Source organism: Bifidobacterium sp. LH_416, from assembly GCF_056357055.1.
Genome location: NZ_JBKEVJ010000004.1, coordinates 30,857 through 56,710, shown reverse-complemented (window position 1 = coordinate 56,710; position 25,854 = coordinate 30,857). Strand labels below are relative to the sequence as shown.

23 protein-coding genes are annotated in these 25,854 nt (G+C 52.3%); 13 read left to right on the top strand and 10 right to left on the bottom strand.

Annotated elements, in window-relative coordinates; translation table 11 throughout:
• The first annotated feature begins 55 nt into the window (after positions 1-55).
• Complete coding sequence (locus AC1AY0_RS08545) at positions 56-1,102, top strand: LacI family DNA-binding transcriptional regulator (protein WP_476524791.1); 1,047 nt, start codon at positions 56-58, stop codon at positions 1,100-1,102.
• A gap of 260 nt (positions 1,103-1,362) precedes the next feature.
• On the opposite strand, the gene AC1AY0_RS08540 is transcribed toward AC1AY0_RS08545, so the two are convergent.
• The 7 genes from AC1AY0_RS08540 to dnaA all read right to left on the bottom strand — a co-directional run bounded on the left by AC1AY0_RS08540 (position 1,363) and on the right by dnaA (position 12,215).
• Positions 1,363-1,923, bottom strand: a complete 561-nt coding sequence (locus tag AC1AY0_RS08540; RefSeq protein ID WP_476524792.1) for a DUF3566 domain-containing protein — start codon at positions 1,921-1,923, stop codon at positions 1,363-1,365.
• A 69-nt stretch (positions 1,924-1,992) separates the two neighbouring features.
• Positions 1,993-4,641 carry a DNA gyrase subunit A gene (gene gyrA, locus AC1AY0_RS08535; protein ID WP_476524793.1) on the bottom strand — a complete coding sequence of 883 codons (2,649 nt, stop codon included), beginning with the start codon at positions 4,639-4,641 and terminating at the stop codon, positions 1,993-1,995.
• 229 nt (positions 4,642-4,870) lie between these two features.
• Positions 4,871-6,961, bottom strand: a complete 2,091-nt coding sequence (gyrB, locus tag AC1AY0_RS08530; RefSeq protein WP_476524794.1) for a DNA topoisomerase (ATP-hydrolyzing) subunit B — start codon at positions 6,959-6,961, stop codon at positions 4,871-4,873.
• A 166-nt stretch (positions 6,962-7,127) separates the two neighbouring features.
• Positions 7,128-7,607 carry a DciA family protein gene (locus tag AC1AY0_RS08525; protein ID WP_476524795.1) on the bottom strand — a complete coding sequence of 160 codons (480 nt, stop codon included), beginning with the start codon at positions 7,605-7,607 and terminating at the stop codon, positions 7,128-7,130.
• Positions 7,604-8,800: a DNA replication/repair protein RecF gene (gene recF / locus AC1AY0_RS08520; RefSeq protein ID WP_476524796.1), complete on the bottom strand. Its 1,197-nt coding sequence runs from the start codon at positions 8,798-8,800 to the stop codon at positions 7,604-7,606. Before recF ends, AC1AY0_RS08525 begins: the two co-directional genes overlap by 4 nt.
• Before the next feature lie 44 nt (positions 8,801-8,844).
• Positions 8,845-9,969, bottom strand: coding sequence for a DNA polymerase III subunit beta (gene dnaN, locus AC1AY0_RS08515; protein ID WP_476524797.1), 1,125 nt, complete (start codon positions 9,967-9,969; stop codon positions 8,845-8,847).
• 722 nt (positions 9,970-10,691) lie between these two features.
• Positions 10,692-12,215, bottom strand: coding sequence for a chromosomal replication initiator protein DnaA (gene dnaA / locus AC1AY0_RS08510; RefSeq protein WP_476524798.1), 1,524 nt, complete (start codon positions 12,213-12,215; stop codon positions 10,692-10,694).
• Between the two features lie 317 nt (positions 12,216-12,532).
• On the opposite strand from dnaA, the gene rpmH reads away from it, so the two are divergent.
• From rpmH to AC1AY0_RS08470, 8 genes are all read left to right on the top strand, one after another.
• A complete protein-coding gene (rpmH, locus tag AC1AY0_RS08505; RefSeq protein WP_007054596.1) occupies positions 12,533-12,667 on the top strand; it encodes a 50S ribosomal protein L34 in 135 nt (44 codons plus the stop codon).
• Positions 12,668-12,703: 36 nt separating this feature from the next.
• A complete protein-coding gene (gene rnpA, locus AC1AY0_RS08500; protein WP_476524799.1) occupies positions 12,704-13,051 on the top strand; it encodes a ribonuclease P protein component in 348 nt (115 codons plus the stop codon).
• Between the two features lies 1 nt (position 13,052).
• Positions 13,053-13,370, top strand: a complete 318-nt coding sequence (gene yidD, locus AC1AY0_RS08495) for a membrane protein insertion efficiency factor YidD (RefSeq protein ID WP_476524800.1) — start codon at positions 13,053-13,055, stop codon at positions 13,368-13,370.
• Positions 13,367-14,380: a membrane protein insertase YidC gene (gene yidC, locus AC1AY0_RS08490; RefSeq protein ID WP_476524801.1), complete on the top strand. Its 1,014-nt coding sequence runs from the start codon at positions 13,367-13,369 to the stop codon at positions 14,378-14,380. The genes yidD and yidC overlap by 4 nt, the downstream gene beginning before the upstream one ends.
• 126 nt (positions 14,381-14,506) lie before the next feature.
• Positions 14,507-15,040 (top strand): Jag family protein, encoded by a 534-nt coding sequence (locus AC1AY0_RS08485; RefSeq protein WP_476503414.1) that lies wholly within the window; start codon positions 14,507-14,509, stop codon positions 15,038-15,040.
• 144 nt (positions 15,041-15,184) lie between these two features.
• Positions 15,185-15,850, top strand: a complete 666-nt coding sequence (gene rsmG, locus AC1AY0_RS08480) for a 16S rRNA (guanine(527)-N(7))-methyltransferase RsmG (protein WP_476503497.1) — start codon at positions 15,185-15,187, stop codon at positions 15,848-15,850.
• Positions 15,851-16,112: 262 nt separating this feature from the next.
• The gene (locus AC1AY0_RS08475) at positions 16,113-17,081 is read left to right on the top strand and encodes a ParA family protein (RefSeq protein WP_476503413.1); all 969 of its coding nucleotides are present in this window, start codon (positions 16,113-16,115) and stop codon (positions 17,079-17,081) included.
• Complete coding sequence (locus AC1AY0_RS08470) at positions 17,081-18,397, top strand: ParB/RepB/Spo0J family partition protein (RefSeq protein ID WP_476526214.1); 1,317 nt, start codon at positions 17,081-17,083, stop codon at positions 18,395-18,397. The genes AC1AY0_RS08475 and AC1AY0_RS08470 overlap by 1 nt, the downstream gene beginning before the upstream one ends.
• 72 nt (positions 18,398-18,469) lie before the next feature.
• Here AC1AY0_RS08470 and codA read toward each other — a convergent pair whose 3' ends face one another.
• Both codA and AC1AY0_RS08460 read right to left on the bottom strand, forming a co-directional pair.
• The gene (codA, locus tag AC1AY0_RS08465; protein ID WP_476526212.1) at positions 18,470-19,717 is read right to left on the bottom strand and encodes a cytosine deaminase; all 1,248 of its coding nucleotides are present in this window, start codon (positions 19,715-19,717) and stop codon (positions 18,470-18,472) included.
• Positions 19,718-19,794: 77 nt separating this feature from the next.
• Positions 19,795-21,138: a cytosine permease gene (locus AC1AY0_RS08460; RefSeq protein WP_476526211.1), complete on the bottom strand. Its 1,344-nt coding sequence runs from the start codon at positions 21,136-21,138 to the stop codon at positions 19,795-19,797.
• Between the two features lie 408 nt (positions 21,139-21,546).
• Between AC1AY0_RS08460 and AC1AY0_RS08455 the strand changes: the two genes are divergently transcribed.
• Genes AC1AY0_RS08455 through AC1AY0_RS08445 form a run of 3 tightly spaced genes read left to right on the top strand, consistent with a single transcriptional unit; the run spans position 21,547 to position 24,147 of the window.
• The gene (locus tag AC1AY0_RS08455) at positions 21,547-22,515 is read left to right on the top strand and encodes an SIS domain-containing protein (protein WP_476526210.1); all 969 of its coding nucleotides are present in this window, start codon (positions 21,547-21,549) and stop codon (positions 22,513-22,515) included.
• Positions 22,516-22,528: 13 nt separating this feature from the next.
• Positions 22,529-23,356 (top strand): PfkB family carbohydrate kinase, encoded by an 828-nt coding sequence (locus tag AC1AY0_RS08450; RefSeq protein WP_476526209.1) that lies wholly within the window; start codon positions 22,529-22,531, stop codon positions 23,354-23,356.
• A 59-nt stretch (positions 23,357-23,415) separates the two neighbouring features.
• Positions 23,416-24,147, top strand: a complete 732-nt coding sequence (locus tag AC1AY0_RS08445; RefSeq protein WP_476526208.1) for a GntR family transcriptional regulator — start codon at positions 23,416-23,418, stop codon at positions 24,145-24,147.
• Positions 24,148-24,199: 52 nt separating this feature from the next.
• On the opposite strand, the gene AC1AY0_RS08440 is transcribed toward AC1AY0_RS08445, so the two are convergent.
• Positions 24,200-24,364, bottom strand: a complete 165-nt coding sequence (locus tag AC1AY0_RS08440; RefSeq protein WP_476526207.1) for a hypothetical protein — start codon at positions 24,362-24,364, stop codon at positions 24,200-24,202.
• A gap of 93 nt (positions 24,365-24,457) precedes the next feature.
• On the opposite strand from AC1AY0_RS08440, the gene AC1AY0_RS08435 reads away from it, so the two are divergent.
• Positions 24,458-25,819: an amidohydrolase family protein gene (locus AC1AY0_RS08435; protein ID WP_476526205.1), complete on the top strand. Its 1,362-nt coding sequence runs from the start codon at positions 24,458-24,460 to the stop codon at positions 25,817-25,819.
• Positions 25,820-25,854: the final 35 nt, after the last annotated feature.

Genomic DNA, 25,854 nt, shown 5'->3' with positions numbered 1-25,854 from the left:
ATTAACGATAAAACCACCCTATTTTGTATATTGGTGAGCAGCAAAGGGGTTTCTTATGGTCACCATGAAAGATGTCGGGCGCGAGGCCGGAGTCTCCGCAATGACGGTATCCAACGTATTGCGCGGCAATACCAACGTCACTCCGGAAACAGCACAACGCGTACGCGAGGCGGCCGATAAGCTCCATTACCGGCTGAATACCACCAGCCTGTCCGCACGAAGCCTGCGCGTTTCCACCAGCCGTCATGGGCGGAATTTCAGCACTATCGGCCTGGCTATTTTCGAGCTTGACCGCCCATACCCATCGCAGCTTGCTTCATTGATTTCCCAAGCGGCTGAAAAGCGCGGTTATCAGACTGTAGTGCAGGAGACTCGCATCAATGCGGATAACGAACGCTCGATTATCGAGCGCGTTTCCAATCAGTTCTGCGATGGTTTGATTTTTAGTTCGAGTCGACTGTCTGCGGCGGAAATCGAGCAGCTTTCCAATCACCGACCGACGGTGCTGTTGGATGATGATCGCCCGCAGCAGGATCTCGATACGATTCTGACGCCCAGCGAAGCCGGCGCACAAGCGGCCATTGAATATCTTTGGAGCACTGGCAAGCGCCGCATTGGCATTGTGGGAGGTCTTGGCGAAAGTGCTGATGAGCATGAGACCTATGACTCCAATGACACTCGCCACCGCCGTATGATGGGCTGCCGGAACGCTTTTGAGAAGTTGGGTGTTGATTGGTATTCCGTGCCGATTATTGCCACGCCTTGGAATGATACGGATGCGCGTCGGACTATCAACGAGCAGGCTGACTTGGTGCGTTCCTGTGATGCACTGTTCTGCATGACTGATACCACCGCATTCGGAGTGATTCGCGGTCTGAAGGATATTGGTTTACGAGTCCCCGAGGATATTGCTGTCATGGGCTTTGACGGCATTGAAATGGGTGCCACGATGGTTCCCTCGCTCACCACTGTGGCCGTGGATATTCCCATGGTGGCGCAAAAAGCCGTCGACATGCTGATCGAACGCATCGACGACGAAACAGACCGCGACCGCCAGCGCATCATCGCCGACTTCCACATCGAGCAACGCGAATCCGCCTAGGAATCGGCCTTCGGCCGATAGATTCTTCCGCAGGCTATAAGCCTGCTCTTCTACTACCCCTCAGTCAGCCTACGGCTGACAGCTCCCCTGACAAGGGGAGCCAGGGGCTCCCTCTGACGAGGGAGCTGTCAGCGAAGCTGACTGAGGGAGAGAAGCTGAGCAAGCGGTAAGCTTGCGGAAAAATAGCATCGGCCAAAGGCCGATTCCGATACGAAAAAAGCGGCCCGGAGGCCGCTTTTTCATCACGTTACAAACGTAGCTCAGTCGTCGCCAAGTGTCAGGTGCACGCCGCCGACCAAGGAGCTGACCACGTTGTAGATCAGCGCGATGATGGTGGTCAGCAGGGTGAAGAGCACCACTTCCACGATGGAGAAGATGGTCATGCCGGAGACCACGGTGGTCAGGGACAGCACGTTCTTCAAATCGAAGTCAGCGTTCAAACCGGTGGCGGACACGATCTGGGTGAGCTGGTTGAACACACCAACGGCATCCAGCAGCAGCCATACGATGGCGGCAGCCACAATCTGAATGATGGCGCCTGCGATGGAGAGCATGAACGACACCTTGGCCACAGACCATGCGTCCACGCGGGTCAGGGACAGGCTCATGCGGCGGGCACGCGGCGTACGGCGCACGTTCGGACGCGTAGTGGTCGGCGTGCTGCCGTTCGGCAAAGCGGATTCCTCCGGATCGCTGGAAATGGAACGGGCCACGCGCGGAGCGCTCTGATGAGAGCCGATCAGCGGCTCGACGGGTTCGTTCGCTGGGGTAGTGGCTGCGGGCTGAATAACCGGCTCGTTGCCTTCGAGATTCTCGCTCATCGTTTCTCCTTAAACAGGCTATTGGTAGCCTCTGCTGTTAGTGAGGCTACCAGCTTTTCCGGACGCGGCTCAGGCTGCGTCCGTGTTGTTCACATTCTCACCGGATTGAGTGGTTTCCGTAGCTTCGCCGGATTCCTCTTCTGGTTCGTCCTTTTCCTCGTTGCGAGCGATGGAAAGGATTTCGTCGCCCTTATCAGGCTTAGCGAAGGTCACGCCCTGCGTGGTGCGTCCAGTGCGGTTGACTTCGTCCACATTGGAGCGAATCACCTTGCCGGACTTCATGATGGCCATGACCTGATCATCTTCGGAAACCACCAGTGCGCCCACGAGGGAACCGCGGCCTTCCACCAGCTGTACAGCCTTCACACCGAGGCCGTTACGGCCCTGGAGTCGGTATTCCGAAATGGCGGTGCGCTTAGCGAAGCCTTCGTTGGTGACAACGAACAAATCCTTATCGGAATCATTCGGCACCACATCCATTGCCAGCAGGTTATCGCCTTCGCGGAACTTCATACCCTGCACGCCAGCGGTCTGGCGGCCCATCGGGCGCAGCTGATCATCATCAGCCTGGAACTTCAGGCTCATGCCAAGTTTGGAGACCAGGATAATGTCATCCTCAGCGTTGCACAGTGCGGCACCAATCAGTTCGTCAGCGTTCTCGCCATTCTCATCAGCCATCAGACGCACTGCGATCAAACCACCCTGACGCGGGGAGTCGTATTCAGCCAGCGGGGTCTTCTTGACCTTGCCAGAGCGGGTGGCGAGTACCAGATACTTGGCCACCTCATAGTTCGGGATGGAGAGCACGGCCTGAATCTGCTCATCCGGCGCGAACTGCAGCAAGTTGGCCACATGCTGGCCCTTGGAATCACGCGAACCTTCCGGCAGCTCGTATGCCTTGATTCGGTACACGCGGCCCTTGTTGGTGAAGAACAGCAGCCAGTTGTGCGTGGAGGTCAGGAAGAAGTGATCGACCACGTCATCCTCGCGCAGCTTGGTGCCCTTGATGCCCTTGCCGCCGCGGTGCTGTGCACGGTATTCGTCGGCCTTGGTGCGCTTGATGAAACCGGAGTGGGTCACGGTGACCACCACGTTCTCTTCAGCGATCAGGTCCTCGACATTCATTTCGCCGGAGAACGGCAGAATCTTGGTGCGGCGTTCGTCACCGTACTTGGCCACGATTTCATCGAGCTCGTCGCCGATGATCTTGCGCTGCCGTTCAGGCTTGGCAAGAATGTCGATGTAATCGGCGATCTTGCGCTGCAGTTCCTCATGTTCGTTGACAATCTTGTCGCGGTTCATGCGGGTCAGCGTGCGCAGCTGCATGGCCAGAATAGCGTCGGCCTGCACCTGATCGATGTCGAGCAACTGCATCAAACCAGTGCGAGCGGAATCAGTATCTTCGGAGGCTCGAATCAAGGCGATGACCTCGTCGAGCATATCGAGGGCTTTCAGATAGCCCTGCAGAATATGGTCACGCTCTTCGGCTTCGCGCTTCAAGTACGCGGTACGGCGAGCGATCACATCGAGCTGGTGGCCTACCCAATGGCGGATGAAGGCATCCAGAGACAGCGTGCGCGGCACACCATCGACCAATGCCAGCATGTTGGCGCCAAAGGTCTGCTGCAGCTGGGAATGCTTGTACAGGTTGTTCAGCACCACCTTCGGCACAGCGTCACGCTTCAGCACCAAAACAAGGCGCTGACCGGTACGGCCGGAGGTTTCATCTCGCATGTCGGCGATGCCCTGAATCTTGCCGTCGCGCACAGCTTCACGAATGGACACAACCAGACGGTCAGGGTTGACCTGGTACGGCAGCTCGGTGACCACCAGGCACATACGACCATTGATTTCCTCAGTGTTCACCACGGCACGCATGGTGATGAGGCCACGGCCGGTACGGTAGGCCTGCTCGATGCCCTTGTGACCCAGAATCGTAGCGCCAGTAGGGAAGTCCGGTCCCTTGATGATGCGAATCAGATTCTCCAGCAGTTCCTCACGGCTGGCATCCGGGTGTTCGAGCGCCCAATGCACGCCTTCGGCCACTTCGCGCATGTTGTGCGGCGGAATATTGGTGGCCATACCAACGGCAATACCAGCGGAACCGTTAACCAGCAGGTTCGGGAAACGGGCCGGCAGTACGGTCGGCTCCTGGGTTTTGCCATCGTAGTTCGGTACGAAATCGACAGTGTCCTTGTCGATATCGCGCACCATTTCCATGGCCAGCGGCGCCATACGGCATTCGGTGTAACGCATAGCTGCTGCCGGATCATCACCGGGGGAGCCGAAGTTACCCTGACCGTCCACCAGAAGGTAGCGCATTGACCAGGACTGGGCCATGCGCACGAGGGTGTCATAGATGGCGGCATCGCCATGCGGGTGGTATTTACCCATGACATCGCCCACCACGCGGGAGCACTTGTTGTAGCCGCGGTCCGGACGGTAGCCGCCATCGTACATGGCGTATACCACACGACGGTGCACTGGCTTCATACCATCGCGCACATCCGGCAGAGCACGCTCCACGATGACGGAGAGTGCGTAAGCCAGGTAGGATTCGCGCATCTCCTGCTGCAAATCCTTACGCTGGATACGTTCGCCGGTCATCAGACCGTAGTCGGTGCTGTCTGCCTCTTGCGGGCTTAATGGCTCCATCGAGCCGTCCGGCACGAACTGCTCGTCGCCGTCCGCCGGCACATTGTTATTTTCGTCTGCCACTTACGTTTCCTTTTGTTGTGAAGTCTGTTCTGGCCTTTGCCTCCCTCTGACGAGGGAGGTGGCATCGCGAAGCGATGACGGAGGGAGAGACCGCGGCGCAGCCGCTAGGAATCAGCATCAGCCGAAGGCTGATTCAGTGTCTGCTGACGGCCTTCGGCCTTGCTGCTCTCCCCCAGTCGGCTTCGCCGACAGCCCCCTCGCCAGAGGGGGCCTATCTAAGCCCGTTTAATCACGCGTCGATCCAGCGGACGTTCTTGGCGTTGCGTTGGATGAAGAGTCGGCGGGGTTCCACTTCGTCGCCCATCAGCATGGAGAACGTCTCGTCGGCAGCTGCGGCATCTTCGATGTGCACCTGCTTCAAAATGCGATGCTCCGGATCCATGGTGGTTTCCCACAGCTCCTGATAGCTCATCTCGCCCAGACCCTTGTAACGCTGGATGCCTTCGCCCTTAGGCAGCTGGCGGCCGGCAGCCTTGCCTTCGGCAAGCACACGGTCGCGCTCGGCATCGGTGTACACGAAGTCGTGCGGACCCTTGGTCCACTTGAGGCGGTACAGCGGCGGCATAGCCACATACACATAGCCAGCGGTAATCATCGGGCGCATATAGCGGAAGAACAGGGTCAGGTTCAGGGTAGCGATGTGAGCACCGTCCACATCAGCATCGGCCATGATGATGACCTTGTGGTAGCGAACCTTGGAGATATCGAAGTCTTCACCATAGCCGCCGCCCACTGCGGTGATCAGCGATTCGATGGTGTCGGACTTCATCATGCGATCCAGGCTGGCGCGCTCGGTATTCAGAATCTTGCCTCGAAGCGGCAGGATGGCCTGGGTGATCGGGTTGCGGCCCTGAATGGCAGAGCCACCTGCGGAATCACCCTCCACGATGAACAGCTCGCACTCTTCCGGGTTGGAAGACTGGCAGTCCTTGAGCTTGTCCGGCATGCCGGCCGATTCAAAGATGGACTTGCGGCGAGTGTTCTCACGAGCCTTCTTGGCAGCCAGACGGGCGCGGGAGGCTTCAATGGCCTTCTGAATGATGTTCTTGGCCTCAGCCGGATGCGAATCGAACCAGTCGCCAAGCTTGTCGGTCATCACACGCTGCACAAAGGTCTTGGCTTCGGAGTTGCCGAGCTTGGTCTTGGTCTGACCTTCGAACTGCGGGTTGGTGAGCTTCACGGAAATTACGGCGGTCAGGCCTTCGCGCACATCATCGCCAGACAGGTTCTCGTCCTTGTCCTTCAAGATGCCCTTCTCACGCGCGTAACGGTTGACCAAGCTGGTCAGTGCCGCGCGGAAGCCTTCCTCGTGGGTACCACCTTCGGTAGTGGAGATGGTGTTGGCGAAGGTGTGCACGGCTTCGGAATATGCGGTGGTCCACTGCATGGCCAGTTCGGCGGAAATGCCGAGCTTCAAATCCTCAGCTTCAAAGCTGATGACTTCCTCTTCCACCGGGTTGGCTTTGCGGGACTTGACCAGATAGTCCACGTAGTCCTTGATACCGTTCAAGTACTGGTAGGTCACGGTCTGGTGGGTTTCGCCAGCTTCAGGCGCATCGTCGCCTGCCACTTCGTCACCGGCCTGGTCGGTTTCGCGCAGATCAGTCAGACTGATCTTCAGACCCTTGTTCAGGAAGGCCATCTGCTGGAAGCGGGAACGCAGCGTCTCGAAGTCGTACACCGTAGTTTCGAAGATCTTCGGGTCAGCCCAGAAGGTCACGGAAGTACCAGTGGACTCGCCTTCAGCCATCGGCTCACCCTGCTTCAGGCGGGCAGTCGGATGCTGATCGATGTAGGTCTGGGTCCAGTGGAAGCCCTGACGGCGCACTTCGATATCCACGCGAGTGGACAGTGCATTCACCACGGAAATGCCCACGCCATGCAAACCACCGGAAACGGCGTAACCGCCGCCGCCGAACTTACCGCCGGCGTGCAGCTTGGTCATCACGGTTTCCACACCGGAGACGCCTTCGCCAGGCACTTCATCGACCGGAATTCCTCGGCCGTCGTCTACGACGCGAATGCCGTTGTCCGGCAGAATGGTGACTTCGATGTGGCTGGCATATCCGGCCAATGCCTCATCCACTGAGTTGTCGACGATCTCGTAGACCAAGTGGTGCAGGCCGCGCGGGCCAGTGGAACCGATGTACATACCCGGACGGATACGCACGGCCTCCAAGCCTTCCAACACCCTAAGATCGGAGGCCTCATAATGTTCGGGGGCCATGGATTCGTCGAGTTCGCCTTCAGTGAGTTCCGCATTATTGATATGCTCTGCAGCCGCCTTCAGCTGCTCCTCTTTGCTGGTTTCGTCTGCCAACAGGCTTCCTTCCGTAACTACCAGGTCAGCCTTGCAAATTTCGTCTTTTGCAGGGGCGATATGGCTTAAGACGCCCGTAAAGGGCTCTTCTAGCCTTTTGACCATACTGCATGTGATTTTACTCGTCCAGCCCGACGAGCGCCATAGCGAGGCTTTTATTGCTTTCCTACTTCCGTCGCGCCCATTTGCGCGAGTACCCTATGGCCGGTCCGGTGACGCGAATTTCATTGATGGTCAATCCTTTGAGATTGCCACGAATAGTGTCGGTCAGCTGTGGAATCAGATAGGTCAGCTGCGTTGCCCAAACCGTGGATTCAGCCCGAATGATCAGCACTCCATCGCTAAAGTCTGCCACTGCACTGTGCGCTGCGATACCAGCTCCTACTACTTGATCCCAATGATTGCGCAGCTGTGCCAACTTCAGATTGGTGCTCCAGATGCCATTGCCGGCGATAGTGGACATCACATTGCCCAGTTCAGCTGGATCACGCCCCGGCTTGCCAAAGTTCTCGATGGCCTCTTCGCGACGCTTGCGCTGCGTACGCGGGTCTTTCAGGAATGCACCACGACGTGAAAGACGGTCGAACACTTCGGCCGGCAGCTTGGTCTGGTCAAGATGCAGCCGGAAAGCCACTGGCGGAATCATGAGCGCACCTGCTGTGCAAGTTCTGCAAACGGATCTTTGAACGCATCTCTGAGCTTGGCCACATCAATCACATGCGGCGTGCTGCCAAGCATGGTACGTGCGGCTTGCGGCACATCGCCCTCAGCTGCCACCGTAATCAGTACTTGTTCCTGCTGAGCCGCAAAATCAAGGATTTGCGCCCTGCGACTATCATCCAGCTGAGCGAACACATCATCGAGAATCACAATCGGCCGGGACCCTAATTGTTCTCGTATGACTTGGAATAACGCCATTTTCAACGCCAGTGCCATGGTCCACATTTCACCGTTCGACGCGAATTCCTTGGCAGGAATGTCAAATAATTCCAAGCTCAGATCATCGCGCTGCGGGCCGATAAGGTTGACGCCGCGCGCCACCTCGCCTGGATAGATGCGCTGGAAATGCTCGCTTATGGCTTGATGAGGCTCGTCATACAACAGGACTTCATCGAATGATGGCACGTATCTCAGCGACACCTGCTCGGTTTCGCCGGCAAGCTCCTGATAGATGGCAGCAAATGGCTCAGCAAGCATGTCAATAATGCGTTTGCGCATACGAGTGAGCGTGATGCCGGCCTCGATAAACTGCCCTGTCCAGATTTCAAGGCCGCTCAGGACTGCGTCTATCGGCTGACCGGTATTTGAGCTTGCATTGAGCTGTTTTAGCAGCGTGGCGCGCTGTTTGGCGATGCGGGTGAACTGTTGCAAGGATTCAGCGTAGCCGCGCTCTAGCAGGGCTCCAGCTTGGTTCAGCAATGTTCTGCGGGCAGCTGGATCGCCTGAGACAAGACGCTGGTCTTCGGGAGTGAATGCCACGGAAGGAATCTGGCCCACGATATCGCGCAAATACATCGAGGATCCTGAATTGATGCGGGCACGATTGGCACCGCGCGCATGGATGGATGCCTCGTAGGTAGTGACTTGCTCAGTGGCGTTCGCGAATTCAGCTCCAACAACGTTGGCACGAATAGTAGCCGTGGATTGGCCTCGTTCAATCAGCGGCAGAGTGCTGGAGGTACGGTGGCTGGCTCCTGTGGAGAGGATTTCAACAGCCTCTACCAAGTTGGTTTTACCCAGCCCATTTTTCCCCACTATGAGATTTACGCCCGGTACGAAATCGACCACTACCTGGCTCCAGGAGCGGTAGTGGTCGAGTGCAAGACGTGAAACGTACATCAGATGTTGAACGATTTCTTCTTGAAATGTGGTCGTTCAGCGGCTCAGCTGTTAAAGCGCATCGGCACAAGCAGGTAACGATAATCCATGGATTCGTCGGAATCAGCTTCCTGCTGGCCATTGAATTCAACGGGCTTCACCGGGGTGGTCATCTTAATGCGCACGAACGGTTCGGCGATGGCGGAAAGACCTTCCTTCAGGTACGAGGGGTTGAAGGCCACCGTGATGTCATCGCCATCCATATCGATGTCCAGGGTTTCGTTGGCCTGAGCTTCATCAGCGGAACCAGCGGACAGCGCCACTTCCTGGCCAGTGAACGACATGCGAATTGGAGCATTGCGCTCGGCCACCAAAGCCACACGGCTAATGGCATCAAGCAAATCCTGCTTGTTCACCACGGCCTGAATCGGATATTCATCGGCAAAGAGTCGATCGACTGCAGGGAATTCACCGTCGATGAGCTGAGAAGTGGAGACACGACCGGCGTTTTCGAAGCCCAGCAGCGTTGGGTTATCAGCATCGAAGTCAAGGCGGATGTTCTGATGCTCATCCAGAGAACGAGCCACATCCTTGAGTAAAGAGCCGCGAACCAGAGTGGTGGTGTCCACATCCGGGTTCTGCGGTGTCCATGTGAAGGTGGCGCGAGCCAAACGGAAGCGATCGGTGGAGGTCATAACAACCTTGTCGCCCTGGAATTGCATGCGAACACCAGTCAAAACCGGGCGATTTTCCTCGCGGGAGACGGCAACAGATGCCTGAGTGACCGCCTGTACAAACGTCGGTGCATCCACCTGACCCAGAGCCGGTGGCACTGTAGGCAAATCTGGGTACTCAGTGTCTGGCATAAGCTGCAGCGTGAACGTTGACTTACCGGCAGTGATGGTCAGCGTCGAGTCGGTGGTGCTCAGATAGGTTTTTTCAGAGCGAAGTGACTTGGTGATATCGGCTAATAGCTTGCCAAGAACCAGTACCGAGCCAGCTTCGTCAACGCCAGCCTCGATGTGGTGGCGAGCGGAAATCTCATAGTTGAAGGCGGAAAACTGGAGGGTGCCATCGATGGCTTCCAGACGAACGCCTGCGAGAATCGGGTTGGAGGGTCGAGCGTCGATGACGCGAGACGTCCAGGCTACGGCGTCGGCCAAGGCTGCGGTATCGATTTCGACTTTCATGTGTGGGTTTCCCTTCGTCGTAATTTGCTGAAGAACATTCTAGCTGTTAGGCAGCGAAGTTGATTCGTTTGGTGCTCGGCCGATTGTTACGCTGGTGATGCTTTCTTAAGTACCAAGTAAGTAATCGACATAATAAGCACGGTGGATAGTGTGGATAAGTGGGGAAAAGTATTCTCCCGCAACGCGTGCGAGCTATGCACCGAATGTGGATAACTTCTGTATATCCGGTGGATAAATGCCCGAGTTATCCACCGTCTTCGCGTCCGATTTTTGTTTTCCACTGCGAAATAGCATTTATACACGAGTTTTCCACCGAAAAACAGTGGGTAATCCACGAGTTATCCGCAGACTTTACCCACATTTGTGAATAACTATGTGGATAACTTTGATGCTTTTTCGTTGTTTACACGGCGTGTTGAACCTGTTTTTCATCGAGGAGAATCGATTCTGGAGACCGTTTTTGCGGGTTTTTCCGAGAGCTTCCGGAAAAGTGCCGAAAACGGTTTGTCAGACGGATTCTCCTGAATAGGGCTGTATTCAGGTACGGAAGGGTCTTGCGTGCGGCAGAGTGGCGGCAAGTATGGAGTGGGGGAGTGAGTTGATGCCTGCAAGGATAGTAGCTTATTGCTGCGTCCGTTACAACGCGTTCAGGAGACGAAAAATGCGTGTTTTGGATTTCAGACGTGGCAAAGTGCCAAAAATGGTCTGTCAAACGGATTGTGTCAGTCGGCGTTGTTTTGCTTCAAACGCACGGTGAGTTCCATAACGTAGTTATAGATCTCCTGCTTTTGCTGCATTTCATCGCTGACGCGGGTGTATGCGTGCATAACCGTGGTGTGATCACGGCCACCAAACACTTCGCCGATATCCAACAGGCTCATACTGGTCATTTCGCGAGCCAAATACATGGCAATCTGGCGAGCCAGTGCCACATTTTTAGTACGCGAACGGCCAACCAAGTCATCAAACGTCAAATGGAAGTACTTGGCCACCTGACCAATAATGTCCGTGGGCTTGATTTCCACATCAGTAGTGAAGAAATCCTGCAATGTTTGCTCAGCCAGCGCGCGAGTCACCGGCTGATTGCTCAATGAAGCCACTGCAGTAACGCGCGTCAGCGCACCTTCCAGCTCTCGGATGTTCTCCGTAAAGCGTTCGGCAATAAGATCAAGCACGTCGCTTGGAATCTTCGAGCCGTTCATTGAGGCAATCATCCTCAAAATGGCGATACGCGTTTCCAAATCCGGCGGCTTGACGTCTACGGTCAGGCCGGATTCAAAGCGGGAAATCAGTCGTGCCTCAAAGCCTTTAAGATTTTTCGGCGCCACATCAGATGCAATCACGATGCGCTTATTCGCCTGATGCAAGGAGTTGAACGTGTGGAAGAACTGATCCAACGTTGCTTCCTTGCCGCCCAAGAACTGAATATCGTCAATGAGCAACACGTCAACCTGACGATAACGACGGTTAAATGCGGCGATCTGGCCCTGACTCTGGTTCGGATTCTGCAACGCATCGATGAATTCGTTCGTGAATTCCTCGGAAGTGACATAACGAACCTTGAGACTCGGATCCTTCACCAAGGCGTAATTGCCAATAGCATTGAGCAAATGCGTTTTGCCCAAACCGGATCCACCGTAAATACATAACGGGTTAAAATCTTGACCTGATCCTTCAGCCACTGCCAATGCGACGGTACGGGCGAAACGATTGGAATCGCCAGGCACAAAGGAATCAAAAGTAAAGTTCTTATTGAGATGAGTCTCCGGGTCGAGATTCATCTTTTGGCCACTGCCCGGGTACTGCGGTTCGGAAGCGGGGGCCGGCGAATACTTCGGCTCAGGCTTCGGCGCAGATTCCGGCTGCTTGATGCCATATGGATCGCGACCGAATTCGGCAACCGTAGGCGCGGTTTCGCGCGAATACGGAGTTTCTTTCGGTTGAGCTGGAGCAGGCGACGGCTTAATGGGCTGCGGTGCAACCTTGAATGCCGGGAACATGGTGATGCCGGTTACGGTTTGCAGCGTGCGCAGCAATTGCTCATTGAGATTGCCTTGAATGGCCTGCAACGTATCGTTGGAATCCACGCACAACACAATGGTCGAGCCGAATACACCTTCGGGAACCACGCCCTCAAGCCAACCCTTTTCTCGTGGGGTCAGCGAGTTGCTGTGCTTGAGCATGGTGAGTGCATCCGACCAGATGCGGGCTGCCTCGACCGCGGGGTCGGCAGATGAACCAGCCATAAAGACCCCTCTTCTTGCTCGTACGTACATGGATACAATAGGTAATGTTTACTCCTATCCACGGAAGTTATCCACCGTGTTGCGTGTTGGAAATGCTGGAATGTGAATAACAAACATGTAATTTGTGGATAACTTTGGAGCTGAAACTGTTGATATTACGCCACTTATGGGGTGTTCGGCGTGTTGTGGATGTTGTGTCGAAATGTGAAAACTCGTGCCTTATTTTGACTTGTGACCAGGGTTGAGAGTAGGTTGGTATAGCTTGACTCACGTGAGGGCAGCGCGAAGCGTTGCCAAATAGACCTAGGAGCATTGATATGAAGAGGACGTTCCAGCCGAACAACCGTCGTCGTCACATGAAGCACGGCTTCCGCCTGCGTATGCGCACCCGTTCCGGCCGCGCGGTGATCAACCGCCGTCGCGCCAAGGGCCGCAAGAGCCTGTCCGCCTGATCCTAGCGATCATTACCACAGCGGCATAGTCGAAAAGTGGAGCGGCTGAAAAGCCATCGTGATTTTGTGTCGGTACTGAAGCGTCGGCGCAAAGTTGGTGGCAGAGATATCGTCGTGCATTATCTGGTGCTCGACGAACAGCATGACGACCAGGCGAATCATCGTCGCCTGGGTTTAGCCGTTTCCAAATCAGTAGGCAAAGCGGTTACCCGTAATACGGTAAAGCGTAGGTTCCGAGTCCTGGCCAGGATGCACGAGCACCAACTCCCGGAACATTGCGACATCGTATTGCGCGCTAAGCCGAGCGCGGCAACTGCTTCGTTCGAATCGTTGGACGAACAGATTGCACGATGCTTTGCTGCAGTGGCACATAAGGCGAAGTGACATGTCAACTTCCATCAAGGCGGTGATGATTCGCGGTGTGCGTTGGTACCAGCGCAACATTTCTGCGAATACACCGCCTTGTTGTAAGTATTATCCGTCATGCTCGAATTACGCCATTGAAGCCCTTGAACGGTATGGTGCTTTCAAAGGTGGAGTGCTTGCCGTATTAAGGTTGCTTCGTTGCCGGCCGTGGAGTCGTGGGGGAATCGACGACGTGCCGCAGCAATATTCAATTTTTTATAGATTTTCGTGGTCAAAGGCTCATGAGGAGCCGCGACTCACACCATTGGCCAATATCCAAGGAGAGGCCCATCGATGACTAATCCAAACCAATTCTTTCTCGATAGCGGATTCTGGGGATTCTTCTATAAGCTGCTGACTCCGATCGAGTGGCTTCAGACCTGGATTCTGAAGCTGGTGCATGATTTCTTCGTGATGCTAGGCATGAATGAAATCGGTGTTTCCTGGGTTCTTGCCATTATCTTCCTGGTGCTGGTGGTTCAGGCGCTTATCTTCCCGCTGTTCTACAAGCAGATTAAGTCGATGCGTAAGATGCAGGCATTGGCTCCTAAGATGCAGCGTATCCAGAACAAGTACAAAGGCAAGACGGATCAGGCTTCCAAGGAAGCCCAGAGCCGCGAAATGATGAAGCTGTATCAGGACAACGATGCCAACCCGGCCGGCTCCTGCTTGCCGATGCTGATTCAGGGCCCTGTGTTCATGGCCATGTTCTACACGCTGTCCGCCATTCCGTACATCGCCAATGGTGTGCGCAAAGATCCGCTGGGCGCATTCGATGTGGCGACTGCCAAGCAGTTCGTTGAAACTGATGTCTTTGGCATTGTCAGCGTTACCGATAACTTCAATTCCGCTGCATTCGCCGGCAAGATCGTGATCGGCATCTTCGTGGCGTTGATGTGCTTCTGTCTGTGGTTTGTGCAGTACTTCAGCATGAAGCGCAATATGGCTGCGGCCTCCATGAACAAGCAGGCCGAATCCATGCAGAAGATGATGCTGTGGATCTTCCCGATCATGTACATCTTCTCCGGTGTCACTATGCCGTTCGCCGTGCTGGTCTACTGGCTGACCAACAACGTGTGCAACTTGATTCGTACCGTCTGGCAGGTCACGTACTTCCCAACTCCGGGTTCTCCGGCCGCCGAGGATAAGGAGAAGCGCGATCATCGCCGCGAGAATGCTCGCCGAGAAAAGGCTGGTCTGCCGTCCTTGGAAGAAGAGGAGCTGCAGAAGGCCAAGGAAGCTGCCGAGCATAAGGACAGCAAGGGCTACCAGCGAGTCCAGCCGCAGCGTAAGCGCAAGCGCAAGTAATCAAATTCGTGGATTGAATGTGCTCCATGTTTCACGTGAAACATGGAGCACATTCGACACTTCGGCCCTTGTTTCTAGAAACAAGGCCTAGACTTAAAACTCAGAACCTGTTAGAAGGAGTACCGCATGGCACAGGATGACGAGAAGTCGATTGATCAGCTCAATGAGGAAGCTGACATCGCTGCCGATTATCTCGAGGGCTTGCTCGATATCGCTGATTATGAAGGCGATATTGAAATGGGAATTCGTAACAACCGCCCGACCATTCAGATCGTCGCTGATGATGATACCGACATCAAGCATCTGATTGGCCGCAATGGTGAAGTGGTTGACGCACTGCAGCAGTTGACTCGTCTTGCCGTTCAGCAGAAGACCGGCGAACGTTCTCATCTGATTGTTGATGTTGATGGCTTCCTGAAGCGCAAGCGTCAGCATCTGCGCGACGTCGCTCTTGATGCAGTTGATGCCGTAAAGGAATCCGGTGAACCGTATGATTTGAAGCCGATGAATTCCTTCGAGCGTAAGGTCGTTCATGACGTGGTTCGCGAAGAAGGTCTGAAGTCTCGCTCTCACGGTGAAGAGCCTCATCGTTATGTGACGGTGTATCTGCGCAACAAGAGCGAAGAGTCTGAAGACACTGAGGATTTTGATCAAGAGTGATTTCATCTGCAACTGAACTAGCAAAGACAATGTTCCTGTCTTTGCGTTTCGGTTACAGATGAATTCTTGAGAGCGAGGCGTCGTAGCGTGCGGCGCCTCATTCCATGTGTGATGTTTCACGTGAAACACAGAAGAGGAGTGATTATGACAGACGCCTTGGAAGGAGCTTCAGTTCTATCTGAGGTTCTTGGTGATGCGCTGCCACAGCTCGAATTGTTCCATAAGAAACTTGAGGAGGAGGGCGAACCTCGAGGTCTTATTGGACCGCGCGATGTGGATATTATTTGGGAACGTCACATTTTGAATTCCGCAGCCATCGTGCCATACGTGAAACAGTCCACTGCTGGTCAACGTTTTAAAACCGTTGCTGATGTGGGCAGTGGGGGAGGCTTCCCTGGATTGGTTGCTGCAGCATGCTTGCCTGACCATCAGTTCACGTTGATTGAACCAATGGAACGTCGTATTGATTGGCTGACTGAATGCGTCGATGTAATGGGGCTGACTAATGTCACGCTGGTTCGTAGCCGCTCGGATGAAGTTATTGCACAAGTTCGCAAACACAAGATTCATCCGTTTGCTGTGGTGACCTGCCGTGCTGTTGCTCCGATGACAAAACTTTCCGGCTGGACGTTGCCATTGCTGAAGGCTTCCGGTCAATTGATTGCTCTGAAGGGACGCTCTGCTCAGCTTGAGCTTGAGAAGGCTAAAGATCAAATTTCTCGCTATGGGGGTCGCAACGCTCGAGTTGTGGAAGCTCCGGTAGGTCCTGAACTCGAGCCCACGCATGTTGTAATCGTCGATAAATGGTAACCGCAATGCGTAGCTCAACGGTCCACTTATCCACATTTTGCACATGTGCGTTAAGTTATCCACATTGATAGCGCAAAACCGTGGATAAACCCAAAATCGTTGAAAAATCAAAGATTTACAGCCAGATAAAACCGCAGAATCAGTCCAGTTGATATCAACTTATCCACAGTTATCCACATTGGGTGCTGAAAAAGTGGATAAGTGCTGGACCTGTCCATGCGAGTAGGAACACTTGGAACATACATCAGTGCAAGGAGGAGCGATGACCATGAAGGATCATCAAGAGGAAGCGATTGAATCAGCTTCCGAAACCCTTCATCGTATTTTTGGAGGGCAAGGCTCTGGTCTGGGAAGCCAGATGGCCGATGAGAATTCTCGGTATGAAGCTCTTCAGCAAGCAGTATTTACGAAGCCAAAGCGTACTCGACTTATTGCCGTCGCCAATCAGAAAGGTGGCGTTGGTAAGACCACGTCTACTGTGAATCTTGCTGCAGCGATGGCTCAGTTTGGCGCTCAAGTTTTGGTCATCGATATGGATCCGCAGGGTAATGCATCCACGGCTTTGGGTGTGCCTCACGCGTCTGGCGATCCCTCCACATATGACGTGCTCGAGGGTCGTGCGCCAATCGAAGATGTGATTAGTGTCTGTCCTGATTTCCCAACCCTAGATGTTGTGCCAGCCTCCATCGATTTGAGCGGTGCTGAACTTGAGGTTGCAGATCTTCCGAATCGTAATACGTTGCTGAAGGATGCACTTGAGCAGTACCTGCGTCAATCGGAAAAGCATTATGACTACGTGTTTATTGACTGCCCGCCGAGCCTTGGCCTGCTGGTAATTAATGCGATGTGCGCCGTAACAGAAATGCTGATTCCGATTCAGGCTGAATACTATGCACTTGAAGGTTTGGGACAGCTGATTAATACCATCGGCTTGGTGCAGGATCATTTCAACCCGGTGCTGCTGGTATCCACTATGCTGGTCACGATGTTTGATCGACGTACGCTGCTCAGTAGGGAAGTGTTCAACGAAGTCAAGGGACATTACCCCAATATTGTTCTGGACACCACAATTCCTCGCTCGGTCAAGATTTCTGAAGCTCCGAGTTTCTCGCAGTCGGTTATCTCATATGATCCGCGAGGATTGGGTGCAATCGCATATGGTGAAGCGGCACTGGAAATCGCTGGGCGTTCTCAGAATGTACTTGACGCTCTGGATGCGAGGAGGAAATAATGGCATCGAAATCACGACTGGGCAAGGGCCTCGGCGCACTATTTCCTGATCTGCCAGGGGAGGAAACCGTAGAGCATAAGGCAGCTTCTCCTGAGAACGCGAAGAAGGTTGCTGAAACTAAGTCAGCCACTAAGGTGCTGGCATCTGCAGCGACGTCTGTAGCGAATCCAGGTAAGGCTTCCTCTAATGTGAAGAAGAATATGGCTAAGCGTGCAGCTATGCCAGCGCTGGATGATATTGCTCATCCCAGCGATTTGTTCTTTGGCTCGGACACTCCAGCCCAACCTCGTTTGGCAGTCGATGATGTGAAATCTTCTGCAGCAAAGAATGTTTCACGTGAAACATCAAAAGATGCCAAGGCTTCCCAGGCTAAGAGTGCTGAAGAAGAGAAGGTGGAGCTCAAGCCTGTAGAAGGTGGTTATCTCGCTGAGCTGAAGCTTTCGGATATTGGTCCGAATGCACATCAGCCGCGAACCATCTTTGATGAAGACGAGCTGAACGAGCTGTCTGCTTCCATTAAGGAAGTTGGCATCCTGCAGCCGATTGTTGTTCGCAAACGTCCGGCTGATCAGATTGCTGAGGCAAAGAAACAGCAGCAGGATCAGGAAGCTTCTCAAAATCCGTTCGCTGGTCATTTAGACAGCCCATATGAGCTGATTATGGGTGAGCGCCGTTGGCGTGCATCGCAGTTGGCTGGTTTGGAAACTATTCCAGCCATTGTGAAAACCACTGCTGACGATGACATGCTCCGTGATGCTTTGCTCGAAAACTTGCATCGTGTGGCATTGAATCCTCTGGAAGAGGCCGCAGCATATCAGCAGATGATCGATGAGTTCGGACTGACTCAGGCTCAGCTTTCGAAGTCTGTGTCCAAGTCTCGCCCGCAAATCGCGAATATGCTGCGACTGCTGAATCTTCCTGCTGCTGTACAGAAGAAGGTTGCTGCCGGCGTACTGTCTTCCGGTCACGCGCGTGCTTTGCTGGGCTTGACCGATCCGGAGGAAATGGACAAGCTGGCTTCCCGTATTATTTCCGAAGGTCTTTCCGTGCGCAGCACGGAAGAGATCGTGGCAATGAAGATTGCGTCGGGGGAGCAGCCAAAGAAGCCCAAGAAGTCGAAGACTAATCCGTGGGTTGGTTCCGCTGTGCAGCAAAGCTTGGAGAATCATTTCGATACTAAGGTGTCCATCAAGGGCACGCAAAAGCATGGCCGTATCGAAATCGTCTTCTCCTCGCCCGAAGACATGGATCGTATTCTGAAGCTTTTGGTGCCCGGCCAGTCCGACAGCAGCGATTCCACTTCCAAGTGGGTCTGATGAATTCACAATAAGTATTGCCGGCGTCTCTCACTGAGAGAAGCCGGCAATACTTATGCGTTGTTACTTCTATTACAGCAGCAGTGGTGAATCAAATGAAGTGTGCTGAGGTGTATTGCTGCACAGTACCTTGCCTTTCCTGATGTTATACAACACAGTAGCGTGCGTATTCAATGCCTGATAAAAATCAGGAGCGTCCAGCAGTATACAATTACCGGGCTTGCCTATTTCGATGCCGTATTGGTCAGTCATATGCATAGCCTTGGCACCGTTTTCTGTAATGAGCTTGAAGGAATTCTGAATTTCAGAGTACCCCATCATATGTTCGATATAGACCGCCATCATATCCACGTCGAGCATATTGCCATTACCTAATGGGTTCCAAGGGTCTCGGACTGCGTCCTCACCCAGTGCCACATTGACATTGTTTTCAACCAATTGACGGATTCTGGTCACAGCTCGGCGCTTGGGATAGGAGTCAAATCGTCCTCCTAAATGGACATTCACCAAAGGATTGCTGATGATATTGATGCCCGAAAGATGAAGCAGTCGCATGAGTTTATAAGCATAAGCATCGTTATACGAGCCCATGGCTGTAGTATGGCTTGCCGTCACCCGATCAGCCATACCTGTTTCCAAAGCCAAGGTTGCCATCACTTCAAGATTGCGTGATGCAGAATCATCGATTTCGTCGCAATGCGCATCGATGAGTCTGTCGTATTTTTGCGCAAGGTCAAAGATGAAGTGAACAGATTCAACGCCATATTGACGAGTGAATTCAAAATGAGGAATTCCTCCAATAACATCTACGCCTTCTTTGGCGGCTTCTTCCATAAGTTCCTTTCCATGCGGGAATGAAAGAATGCCGTCTTGTGGGAAAGCGACCACCTGAATATCAACCGTATCTTGTAACTCATCTCGCAATTCAAGTAATGCGTGCAATGCAGTGAACGAAGTATCGGTCACATCGGCATGAGTTCGTATGAGTTGCACGCCATGTTGTACTTGTTTACGGATGGTAGCTTTAGCGCGTTCTTTCACATCTTCAACAGTGAGCGTCTTTTTCCTTTCAGCCCAAATGCGAATGCCATCGAACAATGTGCCAGATTCGTTCCATTCCACCTGCCCTGCGGTTTGGGTTGAATCAAGATGAATATGCGGATCAACGAATGGGGGCAATAAAAGTTTCCCGTTTCCGTGTATTACTTGTTCTTCGGGATTCGCGATCAAAGAAGTTCCGATTTCTGTGAATACACCGTCAGTGATACGTACATCCTGAAGAGTCTCAGAGTTATTGATATGTACTGATGTAATGAGCATGATATGAAGTCTTCTTATCTATGTGGCAATGTGTGAAGAATGAATCGTTATTCATAGGGGGAGGAGAGCGGTATTGGTCAGTTTTGTGATTCGGAAGGAACCAGATGCATCAGAAGCCAATACAGCACACCTACTACCGCCATGTTGATAAAAGTGACGCCCGTAGTTTGAGTAAATAGGTCAACCTTTTGCAGCAATAAGAACAATGCGATACCAAAAGCCCAGCAAACAATAGCAATCCAATTGATACCGTTGCGATACCAGAATTTCCCGTTTTTCTGAGTGAGATCCGTTGCCTGATACTGCCCATGGTGACGCAGGTAGAAGTCCACAATCATAATGATGATAATTGGGCCTAAAGCCATGCCGATATAATCCAGGAATGCTTCAAACGAATCCAAAAAGCTACCCATAACAACTGGAATAAACGTCATTAGCGTAGCTGCGATGGTAACGATCCACAGTGATGGGGTTAAGCGAAGTCGGGTAACGATATTGGTCAATGAAGAGCCCGCGGCCATAAGATTGACTGCATTGGCGGTCATACTGGTGAGAATTACTACAATCAGGGCGATTGATCCAAGACCAAGCTTGCTGGCAATGGTGCTGGGGTCGGAATTGTTGGCATCGTAGACGCCGGTGGTTACTGCGATACTGATTGTTGCAGTGAGGCCTACAAAAGCAAACCAAAATACACCAAGCAGGGCACCGAGGAATGGGATAGCAGTGGAGCCAGTCTTACGCTTGCTGAATCGAGTGAAATCAGCCGCACAGGTTACCCACCCCATGTTGAATGCGGCTAAGGAATCAATGATGCTTCCTGAAGGAACTGAGAGCGATGCGTTAGGCTTCCATTGCACAATTTGAGAGAACGAAACGTGCTGGAACACGACAACAGTTTCCCAAATGGCAAAGAAAGCAACGAGAACAATGCCGATTCGTTCGATAAGTTGTACGGAGCGAGCACCTGTCGAAACGCTGATGATATGCAGCAGACTCATAACCACAATGCCGACGATGAGTCCTTTCAGACCTCCAGGTTGGCCGTATACAGGCCATCCAAAGAGTTCGGCGAGCAAGAAGCTAACAGAAGTAGCTGCGATAAAAGTGTTGACAGCAGTCCAACCTATATATTGCACCATGTTGACGATGGATGGCACATAACTGCCTCGTATGCCGAAGGCGGCTCGGGCGGTTCCCATAGTGGTTGCCCCCACTTTGTAGCCCATGTATCCGATGAGCATAAGGAATATATAGGCAAGAATGGAGGAGATTGCTAGGCGAGATAATGCGCCAGCGAAGCCGCATACTGCAATGACTCCGCCTATATACCAGGTTCCATTGTTCGCATTTGCTGCAACCCAGGTGGCAAAGGAATCCCAATTGGAAACGGTTCGTTGTTCCGGCTTGATGATTTCCAAACTGAATTGTTGATGACTCTTGTTGGATTCGTGTGATTGTGCGGCAGGTACGTCGGTGCTTATCGATATGGACATGATGGCCCCTTGAGTCAATGAATATTGTCTATTGCGATACTCATCACCCGTGAATCCGGCTCCAGATGGAGAAGAACCTCGGATTCAAGGTCTGGGCTTTGAGAGGCGAACCTTTGTCTATGAAGATAAGGGTTTCGTGTAAAGGGCCATATTGCTCTGTGTTAAGAGCGCTTTACAAGCTACGCACTGTATTTCTTAAGAGTTACGGCTGCACAGAATATTTGGTTATGTTTCAGTGCAAAAGACACGCCGCCTTGAATAAAACGTCATATAACGTTATATTAATAAACATGACGTTATGAAACGTCATAAATAATAACGAGGAGGTTATTCATGGACGTCATTCCTACTGTTGAACAAATTATCGAGCGCAACGGCGGCACGGTCAGTGAAATCTATTATGTTGCCTGCGGCGGCTCTTTGGTTGACATGTATGTATCCGATTTCTTTGTGCGTACTGAGTCTGCAGGTATCACTAGCGGCTGGTATACGGCTAATGAGTTCGTGCATGCTACGCCAAAGCGCTTGGGATCCAAGTCGGTAGTCATTCTGTGCTCGCACAGTGGCAACACCCCGGAAACTGTGGCTGCAGCAGCACTGGCTCGTCAGCACGGCGCACAGACTGTTGGCCTCACCTATAACAATGAGGCAAAGCTTCTTGAGGAGTCGGATTACTCATTCGTGTATGAGTGGGGCGATGAAACTCGCGTTCACAACAATCCGATGGCCATCATGCTTGACCTCACCATCAACTTGGTCGACAAGGTTGAAGGCTACGCACACGTTGAAGCTTTCCGTAAGGGTATGGAAATTATTGATACCGTTGTGGCTAATGCCGAAAAGCAAGTTGAGCCACGAACTAAGGAATTTGCCGACAAATACAAGGACGAAACGATGTTCTATGTATTGGCATCTGGCGCATCGTATGGCCATGCCTATGGTTTCTCGATTTGCTCGCTTATGGAAATGCAGTGGTTGGACGCAGCCCCGATTCACTCAGGTGAATTCTTCCATGGACCATTCGAGGTAACCGACGAAGATACTCCATTCATCGTGGCTCGAGGCCTTGGCCGTACCCGTGAGCTTGATGATCGTGTCCTTACTTTCCTCGATAAGTATGCGAAGAAGGTTGAGATTGTTGATGCCAAGGAACTTGGCCTCGATCTTATCGATGATGCAGTCAGCGAATACTTCAATCCGATTCTGTTCTACAGCGTGCTGAGCAAGTACCGTTACGCTCTGTCCGTAGTGCACAACCATGATCTTGATGTTCGCCGATACATGGGCAAAGTCGAGTACTGAGAAGGGAGTACCGATGAGCAACAGTAAGGTATTAGGCCTTGGCGATCAGGTTGTTGATCAGTACGTCAATCTGAACGTTATGTACCCAGGTGGCAATGCGTTGAACTTCGCCGCATTCGCCAAAAAACTGGGATATGATGCCGCATTCATGGGCGTATTTGGTGATGACGCTAATGCTACACATGTGCAGCACAGCATAGATGCTCTAGGCATTGATCGCAGCCATTGCCAAACAAAACATGGCGAAAATGGCTGTGCAAAAGTCAACATTGTAGATGGCGATCGCGTATTCGTTGGGAGCAATGAAGGCGGAATTGCTGGTATTGAACCCATCGAAGCGAATACAGATGATTTATCCTATATCAGTGAATTCTCTCTGATTCACATGGGTATTTGGGGCAATGCAGATCATTTGCTGCCTGAGATTTCAACTATGGGCATTCCGATTTCTTATGATTTCTCCGACGAGTTTGAAACCAGCACTATTGATGCTGCTCTTCAATATGTCCAGTATGGTTTCTTCTCACTGAGTGGCATGCCTGTAAATCAGGTTAAAGTTCTTCTGCGCAGTCTGTATCGCAAGCCCAATGAGCTGCTGGTGGCAACACGTGGTTCTCAATCTACCGTGGTATATGACGGTGCATCGTTCCATGAGCTCGAACCACATGTAGTAGAAGCAGTAGATACCATGGCTGCTGGCGATTCATTCCTTACCGCATTCCTGCTCGCACACGTTATCGAAGGGAAAAACGTTGACGAAAGTCTGTTGGCTGGGCAGCAATTTGCTGCTCAGGCTGTACAGCTTGATGGATCGTTCGGCTTTGGAACCCCCATCAACTGACGGCTAGCCGGCAACATACTGGGCGAAACTCGGTATACGATTAACCACAAGGAAGCTTGATGGAGAGGAGCAATATGATGCTGCAAGATGACGCACGTATTCCTATGTACGCACAGCTTAAAGCATCATTACTTTCCGACATTGCTTCCGGTAAATACGCATCAGGCGAACGCATCCCTGCAGAACCGGAACTGGGCGATCGTTACGGCGTATCGCGCATTACTGTTCGCAAGGCCATCAAGGAATTGGTGGACGAAGGCTATCTGATTAAGAAACAAGGCAAGGGCACTTTTGTGCGTCGTCACGTTATCGATCGAAAGATTGAATATGTGATGGGCTTCACCGAAAGCCTGGAACGCGCTGGCTACCATGCATCGAGCGAAGTGCTGGAACGAACAATTATTCCGGCTGACGCCAATCTTGCCGATAAGCTTAATCTTGCTGCAGGTGATGATGTGCTGTACGTGCAGCGGTTGCGTAAAGGCGATGATATTCCAATTATGTTGGAAAACAATTATTTTCCAGCTAATCGATTCGCTTTTCTTGAACACGCTGATTTAAGTGGTTCACTATACCGATTGCTCTCTGATGAGCATGGCATTCGTCCTATTAATCCCAAAACCACAACGTTGAGCATGGCATTGGCTGATGCCGAGCTCGCCAAACGCATGAATGTGGTTGTTGGTACGCCTTTCTTCGAAATTAAAACGCTGATTTGCGATCAGGATGACCAGCCTGTACATGTTGGTCACCAATTTTATCTAGGGGAGTTGTATACCTTTACCCTCTAATCGGGGACTCAACTGCCGGTTTTTCGATTTATTGCTTGGAACCTAGCGTGAGCTATGCCTTGTTGTGATGCGATAGCGCAGTAAGCGAATGAATCGGCAGGTATGCTTCTTCCACGGTTTTTTCCTCAAAGGAAATCCCATGAAAACAATCATTAGGTCCCGCCATATCTTTGATGGGACAGGAGCGGATCCATTTCAGGGATTCATTGAATTCCATGGCCCGTTTATTGCCCGTGTGGAGCATGGATGGGATTATGGTCCAATCGATGATTCACACACGAGATTGATTCAGCATGACAATCATTTGATCATGCCTGGTCTGCATGATAATCATGTATTTTTCTCCGGTTGGATGGCGGCCAACGCTGGCATTGATTTGTCGCAGTCGACGAATGCTCATGAAGCAGTAGACGTCATAGCAGCAAGTATTGAGGCTAACCCTCATCATCCTGTATATGCACATGGTTGGAATCGTGAGGCGTGGGGAGCCGATCCAGGGCGTGAGCTTTTGGACGCGGTGTCTGCCACGGTGCCCATTACTGCCATTGATGATGCTCGCAGTCGTTATTGGATGAATAGTGCGGCCGTGGCCCGATATGGTTTCACGGAGAACCAACTATCTGCTGAAACACGTGTGCGCCTGATTCGGGAAATGTGCCATGACATTGAACTAGTTCGTTCCTCATGGCAACAATTTGAGCAATTGCTGCTTTCCCGTGGTGTCGTTTCCTGCAAAGACATTGTGTTCGATGATTGCGATGTCCACTTACCGATTCGAGACAAGCAACTCGATGTGACCATGACCATCGAACCGGTGGCGCATCGTCTTGATACTGCCACGATTCCTCGGTACAGATACCGTTCATTCGGGCCGCGTACCAGATTCGGTGGCGTAAAAATAATGGTTGATGGTGTTGTTGCAGACGGTACTGGCGATATTCGTGGAACATATGCGAATGGTGCCGAACCTGAGCGTATTGATTACGACGCCATTGAAACCGAGGTAGCGTATCTAGCCGAACGCGGCATTTCTTGTTGTCTGACCGCTGAAGGCGATAAAGCCATTGAGCGTTCTGCTGAATTGCTTGCACGTCACATGAATCCTCAAGTACGTCATTCCATCAGCGATATGGAGATGGTCACTGACCACGCTGCTCAAGTTATGGCCCAAGCGGGGATTACAGCGGAAATCTATCCGCAGATCCTTGGTTTAAATCCATCCTTGGCTGATGCGTACATGCCTACCATTATCGCCGGTGAAAATGGTCAAGCTTTCTTCCATTACACCAATCTGACCAACAATCATGTGGTAATCACCAGTGGTACGGATTGCCCACTATTCGTGGCCAGTGTACCTGAATCGTTGTTGCGTGCGAGCCGTCGTCGATTCGATAACGGATCAGAACGTTGGTTCCCGGAATATGCGATGAGTCAGAATGCATTGCTTCATTCGTGGACTAGAGGCGGCAGTAGCAAGCCTTCTGAAGAGCTGAACGGCAAACCGTCAGGTGAATTTTTGCCTGGCAGTGGTGAAGGACGTGTGCTCCGACGCGGTTCCACCGCTACATTCGTGATCTTCGATCGTGATCTTGTCAGCGCCAGCGATGATGAATTGCACGAAGCCAAAGTGCTGGAAACCTTTATCGACGGGCACTGTGCATATCAGGCGTAATTACTCGCTAATCAGCGTAATTCATTCCATTTTTT